Raw genomic sequence first — 15,873 nt, forward strand, 5'->3', positions numbered from 1 at the left:
GTCCCTGCGTCGAGCGCGGAGGACCGCATGATCGAGTACCGCGCCATCGGCAAGACGTTCGACGACGGGACGCAGGCCGTCGGCGACTTCAGCCTGGTGATGCCGTCCCGCAGCACGACCGTCCTGGTCGGATCGTCCGGCTGCGGCAAGACGACGCTGCTGCGCATGGTCAACCGCATGGTCGACCCGACGACGGGCCAGGTGCTGATCGACGACGTCGACATCGCGACCCGCAACAAGGTGCAGCTGCGCCGTCGCATCGGCTACGTCATGCAGGAGTCGGGGCTGCTGCCGCACCGCAAGGTCATCGACAACGTCGCGACCGTCCTGCGGCTCAACGGCGTCGACCGCAAGCAGGCGCGCGAGCGCTCGTACGCGGTGATGGAGACCGTCGGGCTGGACGCGTCACTCGCGACCAAGTACCCCGCCCAGCTGTCCGGCGGCCAGCAGCAACGCGTCGGGGTGGCGCGTGCGCTGGTGACCGATCCCAACATCCTGCTGATGGACGAGCCCTTCGGTGCCGTCGACCCGATCGTGCGCGAGGAGCTGCAGAGCGAGCTGCTGCGCCTGCAGCGCGAGCTGGACAAGACGATCGTGTTCGTCACCCACGACATCGACGAGGCCTTCCTGCTCGGCGACCAGGTCGTCATCTTGAAGAAGGGCGGCGAGGTCGCGCAGGCGGGTGCACCCGCCGACATCCTGGCCTCGCCGGCCGATGACTTCGTCCGCAGCTTCGTGGGCCTCGACAAGGGGCACCGCCGGCTGCACGTGCAGGAACGGGACGGGGCCCGCATCGTCGTCGACGCCCTCGGCAAGCCCGCAGGGGTCCTCGAGCCATGAGGTGGGTCCAGGACAACACCGACAAGATCGGCGACCTGCTGCTCAGCCACCTGTGGCTCAGCATCGTGCCGATCGTGCTCGGGTTCGCGATCGCGCTGCCGATCGGCTGGTTCGCCAGCCGGCACCCGCGGGCGAAGGGTTTGCTGTTGTCGATCGCCGGCGTGCTCTACACGATCCCGTCGCTCGCGTTCTTCCTGATCCTGCCCGGCATCATCGGAACGGGCTTCCTGTCGCCGCTGAACGTCGTCGTCGCGCTGACGGTCTACGCCGTGGCCATCATGGTGCGATCGGCCACGGACGCCTTCGAGTCCGTGTCGCCCGCCGTCCTCGACGCGGCGACGGCGGCGGGTTTCGCGCCCGCCGGACGCGCCTTCCTGGTGGAGCTGCCACTGGCCGGTCCCGTCCTGCTGGCCGGACTGCGGGTCGTGGCCGTCAGCACCGTGAGCCTGGTCAGCGTCGGCGCGCTGATCGGCGTCAACAACCTCGGCTCGCTGTTCACCGAGGGCTACCGCACCGACAACGACGCCGAGATCCTGACCGGTGTCGTCGCGATCGTCGCCATCGCCCTGCTGCTGGACGCGCTGATCGTCCTGGCCGGTCGGATCCTGCTGCCCTGGAACCGCGGCGCGCGCACGCGGTCGCGGCACCCGGCCTCCCCATCGGTGTCGTTCGTCCAGCGCCTGCGAGGTGCCCGCACATGAGTGTCGTCTCAGACACGATCGACTGGTTGGCCGACTCGGCGCACTGGTCGGGTGACGACGGAGTGCCGCACCGCCTCGTGCAGCACCTGGGCTACACCTGCCTGACCGTCGCGATCGCCGCAGCCATCGCGATCCCCATCGGCCTGTGGATCGGGCACACCGGGCGGCTGCGCGGCCTGGCCGTGGTGAGCTCGGGAGCGTTGCGGGCGTTGCCGACGCTCGGCGTGCTGACCTACGCCTCGCTGTTCACCGGCATCGGCATCAAGGCGGCGATCTTCACCCTCGTGCTGCTGGCCATCCCGCCGCTGCTGGCCGGCGCGTACTCGGGGCTGGAGTCGGTCGACCGCCGGACGATCGACGCGGCCCGGGCGATGGGCATGACCGAGCTGCAGATCCTCACCAAGGCCGAGATCCCCCTGGGGCTGCCGATCATCATCGGTGGCCTGCGGTCCGCGACCCTGCAGGTCGTCGCGACGGCGACCGTCGCCGCCTACATCCCCGGTCCGGGCGGCCTGGGCCGCTATCTCATCGACGGTCTCGCGACGAACGACTATCCCCAGGTCGTGGCCGGATCGATCGTGGTGATCGCCCTCGCCCTCGCCCTCGACGGAATCTTCGTCCTGCTCCAGCGGTTGGCACTTCGCAACCGTCCCGTCACGGTCCGTACCGCAGCCTGACCCCACCCCAAGGAGAGATCCATGTCCATCACCAAGCTCACCGCGGGACTCGCGGCCGCCTCGCTCGGCCTCGCGCTGTCCGCCTGCGGCGGCGATCCCACGTCCGATGACTCCAAGAAGTCCGCCAGTGACACCATCACGGTCGGTTCGGCCGCCTTCCCCGAGAACGAGATCATCGCCGAGATCTACGCCCAGGCGCTCGAGGCCCAGGGCGTCAAGGTCAAGAAGAAGCTCAACATCGGTGCCCGCGAGGTCTACATCCCCGCGCTGGAGAAGGGCGAGATCGACCTGATCCCCGAGTACACCGGCAACCTGCTGGCCTACTTCGACAAGGACGCGACCGCGACCTCGCCCGAGCAGGTCGACGACGCCCTCGAGGACGTCCTGCCCGACACGTTGGAGGTGCTGGACCCGGCCCCGGCCGAGGACAAGGACTCGCTCAACGTCACCCCCGAGTACGCCGCCAAGAACAACCTCAAGACCATCGGCGACCTCAAGAACGTCGGCAGCTTCAAGCTGGGCGCGAACCCCGAGTTCAAGGAGCGCAAGTACGGCATCCCCGGCCTGAAGTCGGTCTACGGGATCACCGACGTCCAGTTCGTCCCGATCAGCGACGGCGGTGGGCCCAAGACGCTCAAGTCGCTGCTCGACGACGACATCCAGGTCGCGGACATCTACTCCACGACCCCGTCGATCCTGGCGGAGAAGCTGGTGACGCTGGAGGACCCGAAGAACCTCATCGCCGCCCAGAACGTCATCCCGCTGATCAACGACAAGAAGTCCAGCGACAAGGTCGAGGACATCCTGGACAAGGTGTCCGCGGCCCTGACGACCGAGGACCTGCTCGACCTCAACAGCAAGAACCAGGGCGATGACAAGACCGCCCCGGACGTGCTGGCCAAGCAGTGGCTGACCGACAAGGGCCTCATCTAGCGCCCAGCGTTCGCTCAGGCCGGGGGGACGAAGATCCAGGGATCGCGGGGGATCTGCTCGATCTCGAAGGTCTCCAGCAGCTCGCGAGGGCTGCTGCCGTGCATGCCCAGGGATGCCACGATGAGCCCGAACGTCTGCGGGCCCAGCTCGGCCAGGGTCACTGCGCCGTCGCGTTTGGCCAGCCGCTTGCCCTCGGTGTTCAGCGCGAGGGGCACGTGGACGTAGGACGGTGGGGTGGAACCCAGCAACGACGCCAGGTACGCCTGGCGAGGGGCCGAGCTCAGCAGGTCGTCGCCGCGCACCACCTGGTCGATGCCCTGCTGGGCGTCGTCGACGACGACGGCCAGGTTGTACGCCACGGCGCCGTCACCGCGGCGCAGCACGAAGTCGTCCACCACACCCTCGTACGTGCCGTGCAGGGCGTCCTGGACCGTGAACGTGGCCACGTCCGAGCGCAGCCGCAGCGCAGCGGGACGGTCCTGGCGCCGCGCCTCCCGCTCTGCCTCGGTCAGGTCGCGGCACGTCCCCGGGTACGAGCCGGGTGGCGCGTGGGGGGCCGATGGCGCCTCGAGGATCTCGCGGCGGGTGCAGAAGCACTCGAAGACCAGGCCGCGCCCGGCCAGCGAGGCGAGCGCCGCGTCGTAGAACCGGGCGCGCTCGGACTGCCGGACGACGGGGCCGTCCCAGTCCAGCCCGATCGCGGCCAGGTCCGCGAGCTGGCGGGCCTCCGCTCCCTCGCGCACCCGGTCGAGGTCCTCGACCCGGATGACGAAGTCCCGCCCCGTGCGACGCGCGCACAGCCAGGCGAGCAGGGCGGTGCGCAGGTTGCCGATGTGCAGGTCGCCGGAGGGGGACGGCGCGAACCGGCCCGAGCTCACGTGTCGAGACCTCGGGCGTGGCCATCACGGACGGGGAGCACCGGCTCGGTGGGCTTGGAGTACGAGCGGTACGTCCGGTCCAGCTGGTAGCCGTGGCGCTCGTAGACCGCTTGGGCGCGGGTGTTGGAGTGGGCCGTGCTGAGCTCGACCGAGATCGCACCCGCCTCGCCGGCGAGGCGCAGGACGGAGTCCAGCAGCTCGTCGGCGGCGCCCGACCCGCGGGCGTGCTCGGCGACGAACAGGTCGTTCAGCACCCAGATCGGGGCCAGGCGCGTCGACGAGAACGACGGATACACCTGCGCGAACCCGATCGCGCGCTCTCCGTCGCGCGCCAGCAGGACGATCGACTCGTCGCGGTCCAGCCGAGCGGCCAGGAACGTCGCGGCGGCCGGCACGTCGTGGGGCGCGCCGTAGAACTCGCGGTAGTCGGCGAACAGTCCGGCGGCCTGGTCGATGTCGCTCAGCTCGGCGCGGGTGACGGTCACCGGACCAGCGTCCCACGAGACGCCGGTCGTCACGACAGCGAGCGGATGGTCCTCTGGACGACGGTCGACAGGTAGGCACTGCCCGCGCGGTTGGGGTGCTTGGTGTCCATCGTCATGTGGTTGGGCAGCGTCCAGGTCTGGACGTACGTGAAGCCGTTGTGCTTGCGGTTGGAGAACAGCCGCATGTAGCCCTGGATCGCCTTGCCGTGCTTGCGGTCGGACTTGCCCCACGGCGAGATGACCAGCACGTGGCTGCGCGGGATGCCCAGCGCATCGGTGCGGGCCGCGAGCCGGGTCATGAAGGTTCGGATGCCCTTCTTCTGCGTCGCCCGCGAGAGGGTGGTCTTCTGGCCACGGCTGTTGCAGCCGAACATGTCGTTGCGGCCGCCCTCGATGACGACGAAGTCGACGGGGGTCAGTTCCTTCAGCCGCTGGCCGAAGGTCGTGCCGTGGCAGTTGTTGCCGCGCACGTTCATGCCCGAGCCGCCTTCGGCGAGGATCGTGACCGAGGCCCCGAGATCGCGGCCCATCATCGACCACCAGCCCTGGGAGACGCTGCCCGGCTCGTCCCGGTACCACGAGGTGATCGAGTCGCCGATCACGGCGATCCGCGGCCCGGCCCCGGGAGCGGCGGGCTCCGCGGCGTGAGCGGGCAGTGCGAGGGCGAAGGACGACAGCATCACGGCCGCGGTCGACAGGGCAAGGGAGCGGAGCATGGTGGTGAGGTGCCTCTGGATTCGGTGGGGAAGTCCCGCACAGCGTAGTGGCTATCGGAACCGGCTTGGGCCGGACAGAATGAATTGATGCATCCCCGCCCCGAAAGGCACCCATGACCGACATCGCAGTGCGCACGTTGCAGATCCTCGACCGGCTGGGGGTCGGCGATCCCTTCGAGCCCGGCGGCGAGCTCGTGAGCCGTTCGCCGATCGACGGCAGCGAGCTGGGACGGCTCCGTCCGCACTCGCCGGCCGAGGCCGCGGAGGTCATCGGCCGGGCCCACGCCGCGTTCGAGCAGTGGCGCGTCGTCCCGGCCCCGGTGCGGGGCCAGTTCGTGCGCGAGCTGGGCGGTCTGCTGCGCGAGCACAAGGACGATCTCGGCGCGCTGGTGTCGATCGAGGCCGGGAAGATCGTGTCCGAGGGACTCGGCGAGGTCCAGGAGATGATCGACATCTGCGACCTGGCGCTCGGGCTGTCGCGTCAGCTCCACGGCCTCACGATCGCCACCGAGCGCCCGGGTCACCGGATGATGGAGCAGTGGCACCCGCTCGGCGTCGTGGGTGTCATCTCGGCGTTCAACTTCCCGGTGGCGGTGTGGTCGTGGAATGCCGCGCTCGCCTTCGTCTGCGGCGATGCGGTCGTGTGGAAGCCGTCGGAGAAGACGGTCCTGACGGCTCTGGCCTGTCAGGCGCTGGCCACCGAGGCGGCCCGCAGGGCAGGCGTCCCCGAGGGCCTGTCGGCGGTCCTGGTCGGCGACCGCGCCGTGGGCGAGGTGCTGGTCGACGACCCACGGGTCCAGCTGGTGTCGGCCACCGGGTCGACCCGGATGGGCAAGGAGGTCGCACCACGAGTCGCCGCCCGGCTGGGGCGGAGCCTGCTGGAGCTCGGTGGCAACAATGCCGCGATCATCGCGCCCTCGGCGGATCTGGACCTCGCGGTGCGCGGCATCGTGTTCTCCGCGGTCGGGACGGCCGGTCAGCGGTGCACGAGCCTGCGCCGCATCATCGTCCACGAGTCCATCAAGGACGATCTGGTGGCGCGGCTGACCGCAGCGTACGAGACGTTGTCGATCGGGTCGCCGCTGGAGGCCTCGACCCTGGTCGGACCGCTGATCGACCAGCCGGCGTTCGAGGCCTTCGGCGCGGCCGTCGCCCAGGCCGAGGCCGACGGCGGGAAGCTGGTGACCGGCGGCGAGCAGGTCGACGTCGAGGGCGGCGGGTTCTACGTCCGGCCGGCGATCGTCGACATGCCCGCGCAGACCGATGTCGTCAAGGCCGAGACCTTCGCGCCGGTCCTGTACGTGCTGACCTACCGCGACTTCACCGACGCCCTGACGCTGCACAACGATGTCGCCCAGGGGCTGTCGTCGGCCATCTTCACCCTCGACGTCCGCGAGGCCGAGCTGTTCATGTCGGTCGTCGGCTCGGACTGCGGCATCGCCAACGTCAACATCGGCACCTCCGGCGCGGAGATCGGTGGTGCCTTCGGTGGCGAGAAGGAGACCGGCGGTGGACGCGAGTCCGGATCGGACGCGTGGCGCTCCTACATGCGCCGCTCGACGAACACGATCAACTACTCCACCGAGCTGCCGCTGGCACAAGGCGTGGAGTTCGGGTGAGCCCCGACGGGGATGCCGTCACGCCGACCAGGCTGCGTACGGACCTCGCCCGGTCCCTCTCGCAGCTCTACGGCACGGAGGTCCCGGCCTACACGACCCTCGTCGAGGTGTCGGAGCAGGTCAACCGCGACGTCCTGGCAGCGGATCCTGATGCCGAGCGGCTCGGATCGATCGAGCGGGTGACGGCCGAGCGGCACGGCGCGATCCGGCTCGGGACGCCGCAGGAGCTGGCGCAGGTGGCCCGCATCTTCGGTGCCTGCGGCATGTACCCGGTCGGTTTCTACGATCTGCGCGATGCGACGCCGGCGATTCCCGTCGTCTCGACGGCGTTCCGTCCGCTGGATCGTGACGAGCTCGCCCAGAACCCGTTCCGGGTGTTCACCTCGTTGCTGGTCGTCGACGACCGGCGGTTCTTCGACGCCCGGCTCGAGGCCGAGCTCACCGAGTTCCTGGCCGCGCGAACACTCTTTCCCGGTGAGCTGCTCGAGCTCGCTGATCTCATGGAGCAGCAGCACCGGCTCACCGCGGAGCAGGGCGAGCGCTTCATCGAGCTCGCCACCGCGGCCTTCGCGTTGTCGCCCGAGCCCGTCGACCGCGCCTGGTACTCCCGGCTCGAGGAGGTCTCGAGCGTCGCGGCCGACATCGGTGGCGTCGCCTCGACGCACATCAACCACCTGACCCCGCGGGTGCTGGACATCGACGAGCTGTACCGCCGGATGGGGGAGCGCGGCATCGAGATGATCGACCGCATCCAGGGGCCGCCCCGCACGGACCAACCGGATGTCCTGCTGCGGCAGACGTCCTTCCGGGCGCTGGCCGAACCGCGCCGGTTCCGCGAGCCGGACGGCAGCATCGTCGTGGACTCGTTGCGGGTGCGCTTCGGCGAGGTCGAGCAGCGCGGTGTCGCGCTGACGCCCACCGGTCGTCAGGCGTACGACGACCACGGGATCGCCGCGCTGCCGGACACCGACGAGCAGCTCGACGCCCTGGACCTGGCCTACTACACCCGCGACGAGGCGGGCGGCCTGCGGCCGATCGTGTACGAGGACTTCCTGCCCAAGTCCGCGGCCGGCATCTTCGCGTCGAACCTGACCGGCGAGGGCCGCTCGAACGCCGGCGAACGGTCAGCGCGCCGCGATGCGCCCTGGATGCGGGACGTGCTCGGCCGCGAGCTGCACGACCCGTACGACCTGTACGCCGCCGAGCGCTCGGCAGGTCGAGGGGATTGACGCATCTGGGTCAGGGGTACGCCCTGATGATGGATGACTCCGAGGACCAACCCGACGATCACTGGACCGGAAGCCCGAAGAAGCCCTGGCTCAACCCGCCGATGACCCACAAGCTGGGAGCCGGTCGCGGTGCGTGGCGCTGGGGGATGCTGGTCATCGCCGTCGTCGTGCTGCTGGTGATCGTCCTGGCGGTCCTGGTGAACACCGGTCGTCTGTCGAACCAGTGGCTGCTGGCCCTGATCCCCTTGGCCATCATCGCCGCGGCCGTGCCCCTTGTGCTGACCGTCTTCAAGGCCAGCGCCGAGGAGAAGCTGGGTCCGAAGGACCAGCTCGACTGACATGAAGCGGCGGACCCAGATCGGTCTGCGTAAGCCCGGGGTCCGCCGTCTTCGTGGTGCGACAAGGACCAAGTACCCGGGACGGCCGATCTCAAACATCGGGCTCGCGTCGACCTGTCTGGAGTCGCCGCGCTGAGGGTATGGGCAGGGCTGTCGGCAACCGATTTACATCGACGAAGGAGCCTGCATGAAGGCCATGGTCTATCGCGGTCCGTACAAGGTGCGGGTCGAGGAGAAGGACGTCCCGGCGATCGAGCACCCCAATGACGCCATCATCCGGGTCACTCTCGCTGCGATCTGCGGCTCCGATCTGCACCTGTACCACGGGATGATGCCCGACACCCGGGTCGGCCACACCTTCGGCCACGAGTTCATCGGGGTCGTCGAGCAGGTCGGCTCCTCGGTGCAGAACCTGAAGCCCGGCGACCGTGTCATGGTGCCGTTCAACGTCTACTGCGGGTCTTGCTACTTCTGTGCCCGCGGCCTGTACTCGAACTGCCACAACGTCAACCCGAATGCGACGGCGGTCGGCGGCATCTACGGCTACTCGCACACCTGCGGCGGGTACGACGGCGGCCAGGCCGAGTTCGTCCGGGTGCCGTTCGCCGACGTCGGTCCCTCGCTGATCCCGGACTGGATGGACGACGAGGACGCGCTGCTGTGCACCGACGCACTCGCCACCGGCTACTTCGGCGCCCAGCTGGGCGACATCGTCGAGGGCGACACCGTGGTGGTGTTCGGCGCCGGTCCGGTCGGGCTGTTCGCCGCCAAGTCGGCGTGGTTCATGGGCGCCGGTCGGGTCATCGTGATCGACCACCTCGAGTACCGGCTGGAGAAGGCCCGCGAGTTCGCCCACGCGGAGACCTTCAACTTCGCCGAGCACAAGGACATCGTCGTGGAGATGAAGAAGGCCACCGGTTACCTGGGCGCCGACGTGGTGATCGATGCGGTGGGCGCCGAGGCGGACGGCAACTTCATCCAGCACGTCACCTCGGCCAAGCTCAAGCTGCAGGGCGGCTCGCCGGTCGCGCTGAACTGGGCGATCGACTCCGTCCGCAAGGGCGGCACCGTCTCGGTGATGGGCGCCTACGGCCCGATGTTCAGCGCGGTCAAGTTCGGTGACGCGCTCAACAAGGGCCTGACGCTCAACATGAACCAGTGTCCCGCCAAGCGGCAGTGGCCGCGGCTGTTCGAGCACATCAAGAACGGCCACCTCAAGCCCAACGACATCGTGACCCACCGCATCCCGCTGGAGCACATCGCCGAGGGGTATCACATCTTCTCGGCCAAGCTCGACAACGTCATCAAGCCGCTCATCGTCCCGAGCGCCGGCTGAGAGAGGCACCGACATGACCTACACCGCCCGCAAACCGCCGCTTGCCCGTTCCAGCGACCAGCTGCGAGCGCAGATCCCCGGCTGGGGCGTGGACCTGGACCCGGCCGACCGTCCCGCCTTCCCGCAGGAGCGTTACGACCCGGATGCGACCGGGGCCCACTGGGACTTCCCGGAGCGCCAGACCGCCCACGGCTTCCGCGAGCGCTCGATCGAGCACGAGTTCCTGCCACCGGTGTTCGGCACCTCGGCTCCGCTGCACGGCGTCTCGGGCGCGGTGCGCCGCTTCGCCTACGCACGCTTCAGCGAGGCCCGGGCCGCACACTGGCTCCTGCTGCTGGGGGCCGATCGCATCGACTCGACCGGCGCCCACCTGCGCTCGCTGGCGACCTTGCGTCCGGACAACCCGATCAGCGAGACCGGCATCCGCGCCGAGCTCACGCACCACGGCTTGTCGTCGCGTCGCGGCAACCGGGTCGACACCCGGCACCAGTGGATCGATCCGGTGCTGGTGGCCGGCCCGTGGGTCGTCGGTGCCACGATCGCGGTCAAGGCAGCACGCCGGATCGCTCGGACGAAGGCGCGCGCGACGGATCCTGCATGATCACGATGGATGCCGCGCCGGGGGTGCACTGCGTGACATCGGCCGGAACGAACCTGTACGTCGTGCCGGACGACGGCGCGGTGACGCTGGTCGATGCGGGGTTGCCCCGCATGTGGGCCGAGACGACCCAGCTGCTGCGTTCCCTCGGGCACACCTGGCACGACGTCGCCGGGATCGTCCTGACGCACGGGCACTTCGACCACATCGGCATCCTGGCCAGGGCCGCCGCCGAGCACGGTGTCCCGGCCTGGGTGCACCCGGGGGACCGGCGCATCGTGCAGCATCCGTACCGCTACCACCCGGGACGTCCGCGGCTGCTGTACCCGCTGCGGTACCCGCGCTCCGTGCCGCACCTGACGTCGATGGTCGCGGCCGGGGCGCTGCGGGTGCGGGGTGCCGAAGCGGTGTACTCGTTCGCCGACGGCGACGCGCTGGACCTGCCCGGGGCGCCCACCGTCATCGCGACCCCGGGCCACACCGACGGGCACTGCGCGATCCGGATGCCTTCGCGGGACGTCATCTTCACCGGTGACGCCCTGGTCACGCTGGACCCCTACACGGGTCGTACCGGTCCGCGGATCGTGGCGCAGGCCGGGACCCAGGACGCGGCGGTGGCGAAGGTGTCCCTGCGGCAGATCGGTGCGGTCGAGGCCCGTTTCGTCGCCCCGGGACACGGCCAGGTGTGGCGGCGGGGGGCTGCCGAGGCGGCGGCCGTGGCGGAGGCGGCCCCGCTGCCCTAGGTTCCGCCCGAGGGGGCGGCGAGCGCTGCCTCACCGGTTGGAGCGCGCAGCCTGGGGTATGGCAACGGGCATGGATCACAACCTGTGGATCGGTGCGGTACGGCACGGCGAGAGCACCGCGAACATCGCAGCCAGGGATGCGGCCCGGGACGGGCTCGATCTCATCGAGATCACCGAGCGGGAGGCGGATGTGCCATTGTCCGATCTCGGCCGGCGCCAGGCCGAGAGCCTCGGCCGACGGCTCGCACGGATGCCCGGGTCCGAGCGGCCCGAGCTGGTGCTGGCCTCGCCGTTCCTGCGCGCCCGCGAGACCGCCGAGATCGCCACCAGCGGTCTGGAGGTGCCGATGCGCATCGACGAACGGCTGCGCGACCGCGACCTGGGCATCCTGGACCTGCACACCGTCGAGGGCATCCGGGCGGAGTTCCCGCAGGAGGCCGAGCGCCGCAGGCACCACGGCAAGTTCTACTACCGGCCGCCGGGCGGCGAGTCGTGGACCGATGTGGCGTTGCGGCTGCGCATGGTCCTGCGCGAGATCGAGCAGGACCTCCCCGCCCAGCGGGTCCTGGTCGTCGCGCACGACGTCGTCGTCGCGCTGGTCCGCTACGTCCTGGAGGACCTGGACGAGCACGTCCTGATGGAGGAGGCCAAGAAGATGCCGGTCAGCAATGCCTCGCTGAGCAGCTGGATCAAGGACGACCACGGGTGGCACCGGGAGAGGTTCAACGACGTGACACATCTCGAGGGTGATGACAGCACCCGTCCCACCGCAGAGGAGCCGGTCGCGTGAGCGCCCGCGAGGTGGTGTCGCTGACCCCCGCATTCCTGCGCGAGTGGCCTCTGCCGAGCCCGCAGGGCGACAAGAGCTCACGCGGCACCGTCCTGGTCATCGGCGGCTCGCGCTCGACGCCCGGCGCCGTGATCCTGGCGGGGACCGCGGCCATGCGGGCGGGAGCGGGCAAGCTGCAGATCGCCACGAGCGAGAGCACGGCGCCGGCCCTGGGTGTCGCCGTCCCCGAGGCGATGGTGATCGGCCTGCCGGAGACCCCGATGGGCAATGTGGCCGCCGAGCCCCCGCAGCAGCTGCTCGACCTGGTGTCGTCGGCCGATGTCGTGGTCGTCGGCCCCGGCCTGTTCGACGGTGACGAGACGGACCAGCTGCTGGCCGCGGTCCTCGGCGCGCTCGGCGACGACTCCGCAGCTGTGGTCGATGCGTGCGCGCTGGCCTCGGTCGCGAGACGTCCGGAGGTGCTCGAGGGATGCGCCGACCGGGTGGTGCTGACACCCAACCAGAGCGAGGGCGCCGGGCTGCTCGACCGGGAGCTGTCCGACGACCTCGACGCGGAGGCGGCGGAGATCGCCCAGAAGTACGGCTGCGTGGTCTCCCTGTTCGGCCACATCGCCGGTCCGGTCGGCGGCGCGTGGCGCGACGAGACCGCGGGCAGCGGCCTCGGCACCTCCGGCAGCGGGGACGTCGCCGCAGGCATGGTCGGCGGGCTGCTGGCGCGCGGCGCCGAACCGTCCCAGGCCGCCTGCTGGGGGATCAACGTCCACGCCGCGGCCGGGCAGCGGCTGGCGGTCGAACGGGGGCGGACGAGCTATCTGGCCCGTGAGATCGTCGACGGCATCGCGCCGGCACTGGCGGCCCTGGAGGTCTGAGCGGGCCGGCGGGGCTCAGGCGATCCGGGTCACGTGACGGGACGTCTCGACGAGCCGGATCATCAGGGCCAGGCAGATGTCGGGGGTCGTCCCGCGTGGCGGCGAGCACTCGGCGAGATCGGCCAGGGCGTCGAGCAGGTCGTGGCCGGCGGTGATGTACTCCCGGTCGATCCGGGGGCGCGGCACCGCGTCGGCGAAGTACGCCAGGCGGCACGTGCCGACGCGACGGGCCACGTCGACGTCGGTCCGTTCTGCACCGATGAGCCCGCCGGCCTCGGGGACCACGATGACCGACTGCGCCAGCTGGCTCAGGAGGCGGTTGATGCGCACGAGATCCGCCACGACGTCGATCGACGTGGCTGGGCGGATCAACACCGGGCGGTGGGCCGCGTCAGCCCACTGGAGCTGCTCGTGCGCGGTGTGCAGCATGGAACGCCGCGCCGAGGCTCCCCGCATGACCTGTCTGGCGGCGACGAGGTCGTGGTCGAGCGCAGCGCTCATCCCGTGCTCCCACGCCTCGGAGGTGTGGCGGAGGCTCTGGCGGACGAGGTCGAGCCGGTGGTCGGGCTCGTGGCGGAAGATGGTCACACGACGATGCTGGTGCCGCCCCGATCCGGGTGCTAGGCAGTTGACGGGACCCTGTCACGATCTTGGCGGGATCCTTGCAGGCGCTCACACGTCGACGTGGGAACCCAGCATGACGACCCGGTCGCGGGGCAGCCCGAAGTGATCCGCAGCGTCAGCCGTGACGTGGGACGTGGCGATGAACAGGCGCTTGCGCCACTTGGCCATGCCCGGCCGGGTGCTGGCGCGCAGCTCGATGCGGGACAGGAAGTACGTCGCGTCCTCGAGGTCGATCGGACCCTCGGTCTGCTGCGGGGTGAGCCTGGCGAGCGCCGCCGGGACGTCCAGGGTCTCCGCATATCCGAACCGGACGACCACGTGGGTGATTCCGTCCTCCGGCCGGCCGAGCGGGTCGGCCTGCAGGCGGTCGGCGTCCGCGACCCGTGGGACCGTCTGGACGTCCACCGTCAGGATGACGACGTGCTCGTGCCGGACGTGGTTGCGCTCCACATTGGCTCGCAGGGCGAGCGGGGCCGTCGCGCCGCGGTTCAGGAAGATCGCCGTGCCCGGGACGACCGTCGGGCGGCCCTCGTCGCCGCCGATCTCGGCGACGAACTCGAGCAGCGGGCCCTCCAGGCGCTCGCGTCGCGCCGTGACGAGCTGACGTCCGCGCTGCCAGGTCGTCATGATGGTGAAGAACGAGATGGCGATGGCCAGCGGAAGCCACGCGCCGTGCACGAGCTTCGTCAGGTTCGCCGCGATGAGCAGCGCGTCGAGCGCCAGCAGGGGCACGGCGGCCAGGGCCAGCAGCCATACCGGCGTCGACCAGGTGCGGTGGGCGACGTAGAAGAACAGGATCGTGGTGATCGTGATGGTGCCCGTCACCGCCATGCCGAATGCGTAGGCCAGCGCCGCGGAGCTGCGGAAGGCGAACACGAGCGTCAGCACCGAGACGAGCAGCAGCCAGTTGACCCACGGGACGTAGATCTGGCCGTGGGCGGAGCGCGACGTGTGCAGGATGCGCAGGCGCGGCAGGTACCCGAGCTGCGCGGCCTGCGACGCGACGGAGAAGGCGCCGGTGATGACGGCCTGCGAGGCGATGATGGTGGCGGCGCACGCCAGCACGATGAGCGGGATGCGAGCCCATCCCGGCGCGAGCAGGAAGAACGGGGCGCTGATGTTGTCGGAGTCGGACAGGATCAGCGCACCCTGCCCGAGATAGCTCAGGGCGCAGGCGGGAAACACCAGGAAGAGCCAGCCGACCGAGATCGGCCGACGGCCGAAGTGCCCCATGTCGGCGTACAGGGCCTCGGCGCCCGTGACGGCCAGGACGATCGCGGCCAGCGAGAAGAAGGCGTACTCGAAGTTCCCTGCGAGGAAGTCGATCGCGTAGGTCGGGGAGATGGCCTTGAGGATGGCCGCGTCCTTCGTGATGCCCCAGGTGCCACAGGCGCCGATCACGGTGAACCAGGCGATCATGACGGGGCCGAAGAGCCGGCCCACCCTGGCAGTGCCTTGCCGCTGCACCGAGAACAGCACGGCGATGATCACCGCTGTCACGGGCACGATCCACGGCTCGAAGCCGGGGTCGATGGTCTTGAAGCCCTCGACCGCCGACAGCACGGAGATCGCCGGGGTGATCATGCTGTCGCCGAGGAACAGTGCCGCGCCGAAGACGCCCAGGGCGGCGAGCGTCACGGCCGCGCCGGTCTTCTGGGTGCCTGCCCAGCGGCGGAGCAGCGAGATGAGGGCCATGATCCCACCCTCGCCGTCATGGTCGATCCGCAGCGCGAGCAAGACGTAGGTGATCGTGACGATCAGCGTGATCGACCACAGGATCAGCGACACCACGCCCAGGACGTTCGGATCACTGACCGGCACCGGGTGCGGGTCCTCGGGGTTGAAGACCGTCTGGATCGTGTAGATGGGACTGGTGCCGATGTCGCCGAAGACGACCCCGAGTGCCCCGACGACAACGGCCAGGCGCAGGACGTCCTTCTTCGGGGAGCGGACAGAGGTCATCTGGCCAACCTAGGCGCAATTGTCTTCGCGTCTGGACGCTTTGCCACCTCAGCCGCGGACCCCGCCCGGATCGGGCGCGACGAGTCGCTGGCGGCAGACCACGACGTGGGGCAGGGGCAGCAGCGCGGCCTCCAGTGCGTCGCCGCGCGTCGGATGGGCAGGCCGCCTCCCGATGGGGCCGGCGGGATCGTGCTCCGTGATCACCACCATGGTCTGGTAGGCCCGGTGCCGGCGGGTCAGGTAGTCCGCGATCGAGACCGACACCGGTTCGCCGTCGCACGGGAGGTGGGCAAGCAGCACGAGCGGGATGCCCGGCTCCCACAGCTCCCACCGGCGGATGAAGTCCCGCTCGTCCTCGGGCCCGTCGTTGACGTGCACCGCGATCAGGCGGTTGCCGGACATCATGGACCACGCCGTGCTGAGCGCCGTCCGTGCGCGGTCGTCGACCGCACCCAGCGGGACGACCCCCATGACGGGCCGACGCGACGGCATGGGCGGGATGTGTCTTGTCGAGTGAGCTGTTGAGGGCGCCGAT

General features: G+C 70.1%; 18 protein-coding genes. 12 read left to right on the forward strand and 6 right to left on the reverse strand.

Going from position 1 to position 15,873, the window contains the following annotated elements; translation table 11 throughout:
- The first annotated feature begins 27 nt into the window (after positions 1-27).
- From NQV15_RS01820 to NQV15_RS01835, 4 genes are read left to right on the forward strand one after another with little or no spacing between them, the layout of a single operon-like run.
- Positions 28-840, forward strand: coding sequence for an ABC transporter ATP-binding protein (locus NQV15_RS01820; RefSeq protein ID WP_232403329.1), 813 nt, complete (start codon positions 28-30; stop codon positions 838-840).
- On the forward strand, positions 837-1,541 hold the full coding sequence (locus NQV15_RS01825; protein WP_232403331.1) for an ABC transporter permease: 705 nt from the start codon (positions 837-839) through the stop codon (positions 1,539-1,541). Before NQV15_RS01820 ends, NQV15_RS01825 begins: the two co-directional genes overlap by 4 nt.
- The gene (locus NQV15_RS01830; RefSeq protein ID WP_232403333.1) at positions 1,538-2,218 is read left to right on the forward strand and encodes an ABC transporter permease; all 681 of its coding nucleotides are present in this window, start codon (positions 1,538-1,540) and stop codon (positions 2,216-2,218) included. Before NQV15_RS01825 ends, NQV15_RS01830 begins: the two co-directional genes overlap by 4 nt.
- A gap of 21 nt (positions 2,219-2,239) precedes the next feature.
- Positions 2,240-3,151, forward strand: coding sequence for an ABC transporter substrate-binding protein (locus NQV15_RS01835; RefSeq protein WP_232403335.1), 912 nt, complete (start codon positions 2,240-2,242; stop codon positions 3,149-3,151).
- Positions 3,152-3,165: 14 nt separating this feature from the next.
- On the opposite strand, the gene gluQRS is transcribed toward NQV15_RS01835, so the two are convergent.
- The 3 genes from gluQRS to NQV15_RS01850 are packed head-to-tail and all read right to left on the reverse strand — an operon-like array spanning position 3,166 to position 5,230.
- Positions 3,166-4,029 (reverse strand): tRNA glutamyl-Q(34) synthetase GluQRS, encoded by an 864-nt coding sequence (gene gluQRS / locus NQV15_RS01840; protein ID WP_232403337.1) that lies wholly within the window; start codon positions 4,027-4,029, stop codon positions 3,166-3,168.
- Positions 4,026-4,514 carry a GNAT family N-acetyltransferase gene (locus tag NQV15_RS01845; protein ID WP_232403340.1) on the reverse strand — a complete coding sequence of 163 codons (489 nt, stop codon included), beginning with the start codon at positions 4,512-4,514 and terminating at the stop codon, positions 4,026-4,028. The genes gluQRS and NQV15_RS01845 overlap by 4 nt, the downstream gene beginning before the upstream one ends.
- Before the next feature lie 29 nt (positions 4,515-4,543).
- The gene (locus NQV15_RS01850) at positions 4,544-5,230 is read right to left on the reverse strand and encodes an SGNH/GDSL hydrolase family protein (protein WP_232403342.1); all 687 of its coding nucleotides are present in this window, start codon (positions 5,228-5,230) and stop codon (positions 4,544-4,546) included.
- A 113-nt stretch (positions 5,231-5,343) separates the two neighbouring features.
- Between NQV15_RS01850 and amaB the strand changes: the two genes are divergently transcribed.
- The 8 genes from amaB (at position 5,344) to NQV15_RS01890 (ending at position 12,752) form a co-directional block, all read left to right on the forward strand.
- A complete protein-coding gene (gene amaB / locus NQV15_RS01855) occupies positions 5,344-6,849 on the forward strand; it encodes an L-piperidine-6-carboxylate dehydrogenase (protein WP_232403344.1) in 1,506 nt (501 codons plus the stop codon).
- Positions 6,846-8,078, forward strand: coding sequence for a 2-oxoadipate dioxygenase/decarboxylase (hglS, locus tag NQV15_RS01860; protein ID WP_232403346.1), 1,233 nt, complete (start codon positions 6,846-6,848; stop codon positions 8,076-8,078). The genes amaB and hglS overlap by 4 nt, the downstream gene beginning before the upstream one ends.
- A 29-nt stretch (positions 8,079-8,107) precedes the next feature.
- Positions 8,108-8,416, forward strand: coding sequence for a hypothetical protein (locus NQV15_RS01865; protein ID WP_232403348.1), 309 nt, complete (start codon positions 8,108-8,110; stop codon positions 8,414-8,416).
- 187 nt (positions 8,417-8,603) lie between these two features.
- On the forward strand, positions 8,604-9,752 hold the full coding sequence (locus NQV15_RS01870) for a zinc-dependent alcohol dehydrogenase (protein ID WP_232403350.1): 1,149 nt from the start codon (positions 8,604-8,606) through the stop codon (positions 9,750-9,752).
- Between the two features lie 13 nt (positions 9,753-9,765).
- The gene (locus NQV15_RS01875; protein ID WP_232403352.1) at positions 9,766-10,353 is read left to right on the forward strand and encodes a hypothetical protein; all 588 of its coding nucleotides are present in this window, start codon (positions 9,766-9,768) and stop codon (positions 10,351-10,353) included.
- Complete coding sequence (locus NQV15_RS01880; protein ID WP_232403353.1) at positions 10,350-11,093, forward strand: MBL fold metallo-hydrolase; 744 nt, start codon at positions 10,350-10,352, stop codon at positions 11,091-11,093. The genes NQV15_RS01875 and NQV15_RS01880 overlap by 4 nt, the downstream gene beginning before the upstream one ends.
- A 70-nt stretch (positions 11,094-11,163) precedes the next feature.
- The gene (locus tag NQV15_RS01885; RefSeq protein ID WP_232403354.1) at positions 11,164-11,883 is read left to right on the forward strand and encodes a histidine phosphatase family protein; all 720 of its coding nucleotides are present in this window, start codon (positions 11,164-11,166) and stop codon (positions 11,881-11,883) included.
- Positions 11,880-12,752 carry an NAD(P)H-hydrate dehydratase gene (locus NQV15_RS01890; RefSeq protein WP_232403355.1) on the forward strand — a complete coding sequence of 291 codons (873 nt, stop codon included), beginning with the start codon at positions 11,880-11,882 and terminating at the stop codon, positions 12,750-12,752. Before NQV15_RS01885 ends, NQV15_RS01890 begins: the two co-directional genes overlap by 4 nt.
- Before the next feature lie 15 nt (positions 12,753-12,767).
- Here NQV15_RS01890 and NQV15_RS01895 read toward each other — a convergent pair whose 3' ends face one another.
- The 3 genes from NQV15_RS01895 to NQV15_RS01905 all read right to left on the reverse strand — a co-directional run bounded on the left by NQV15_RS01895 (position 12,768) and on the right by NQV15_RS01905 (position 15,830).
- Positions 12,768-13,340 (reverse strand): hypothetical protein, encoded by a 573-nt coding sequence (locus tag NQV15_RS01895; RefSeq protein WP_232403357.1) that lies wholly within the window; start codon positions 13,338-13,340, stop codon positions 12,768-12,770.
- Positions 13,341-13,424: 84 nt separating this feature from the next.
- Positions 13,425-15,338, reverse strand: coding sequence for a potassium transporter Kup (locus NQV15_RS01900; protein ID WP_232403361.1), 1,914 nt, complete (start codon positions 15,336-15,338; stop codon positions 13,425-13,427).
- Positions 15,339-15,386: 48 nt separating this feature from the next.
- Entirely contained in the window at positions 15,387-15,830 is a 444-nt protein-coding gene (locus NQV15_RS01905; RefSeq protein WP_232403363.1) for a hypothetical protein, read from the reverse strand.
- Between the last annotated feature and the right edge of the window lie 43 nt (positions 15,831-15,873).

It is taken from the genome of Aeromicrobium wangtongii (assembly GCF_024584515.1).
In the GTDB taxonomy this organism is placed as follows: Bacteria; Actinomycetota; Actinomycetes; order Propionibacteriales; family Nocardioidaceae; genus Aeromicrobium; species Aeromicrobium wangtongii.

Excerpts from the sequence above, each read along its gene's own strand:
- NQV15_RS01850 (WP_232403342.1), bottom strand. The coding sequence starts at position 5,230 with ATGCTCCGCTCCCTTGCCCTGTCGACCGCGGCCGTGATGCTGTCGTCC.
- NQV15_RS01885 (WP_232403354.1), top strand. The coding sequence starts at position 11,164 with ATGGATCACAACCTGTGGATCGGTGCGGTACGGCACGGCGAGAGCACC.
- NQV15_RS01820 (WP_232403329.1), top strand. The coding sequence starts at position 28 with ATGATCGAGTACCGCGCCATCGGCAAGACGTTCGACGACGGGACGCAG.
- NQV15_RS01880 (WP_232403353.1), top strand. The coding sequence starts at position 10,350 with ATGATCACGATGGATGCCGCGCCGGGGGTGCACTGCGTGACATCGGCC.
- NQV15_RS01900 (WP_232403361.1), bottom strand. The coding sequence starts at position 15,338 with ATGACCTCTGTCCGCTCCCCGAAGAAGGACGTCCTGCGCCTGGCCGTT.
- NQV15_RS01875 (WP_232403352.1), top strand. The coding sequence starts at position 9,766 with ATGACCTACACCGCCCGCAAACCGCCGCTTGCCCGTTCCAGCGACCAG.
- NQV15_RS01865 (WP_232403348.1), top strand. The coding sequence starts at position 8,108 with ATGGATGACTCCGAGGACCAACCCGACGATCACTGGACCGGAAGCCCG.
- NQV15_RS01905 (WP_232403363.1), bottom strand. The coding sequence starts at position 15,830 with ATGCCGTCGCGTCGGCCCGTCATGGGGGTCGTCCCGCTGGGTGCGGTC.
- NQV15_RS01830 (WP_232403333.1), top strand. The coding sequence starts at position 1,538 with ATGAGTGTCGTCTCAGACACGATCGACTGGTTGGCCGACTCGGCGCAC.
- NQV15_RS01870 (WP_232403350.1), top strand. The coding sequence starts at position 8,604 with ATGAAGGCCATGGTCTATCGCGGTCCGTACAAGGTGCGGGTCGAGGAG.
- NQV15_RS01835 (WP_232403335.1), top strand. The coding sequence starts at position 2,240 with ATGTCCATCACCAAGCTCACCGCGGGACTCGCGGCCGCCTCGCTCGGC.
- NQV15_RS01825 (WP_232403331.1), top strand. The coding sequence starts at position 837 with ATGAGGTGGGTCCAGGACAACACCGACAAGATCGGCGACCTGCTGCTC.
- amaB (WP_232403344.1), top strand. The coding sequence starts at position 5,344 with ATGACCGACATCGCAGTGCGCACGTTGCAGATCCTCGACCGGCTGGGG.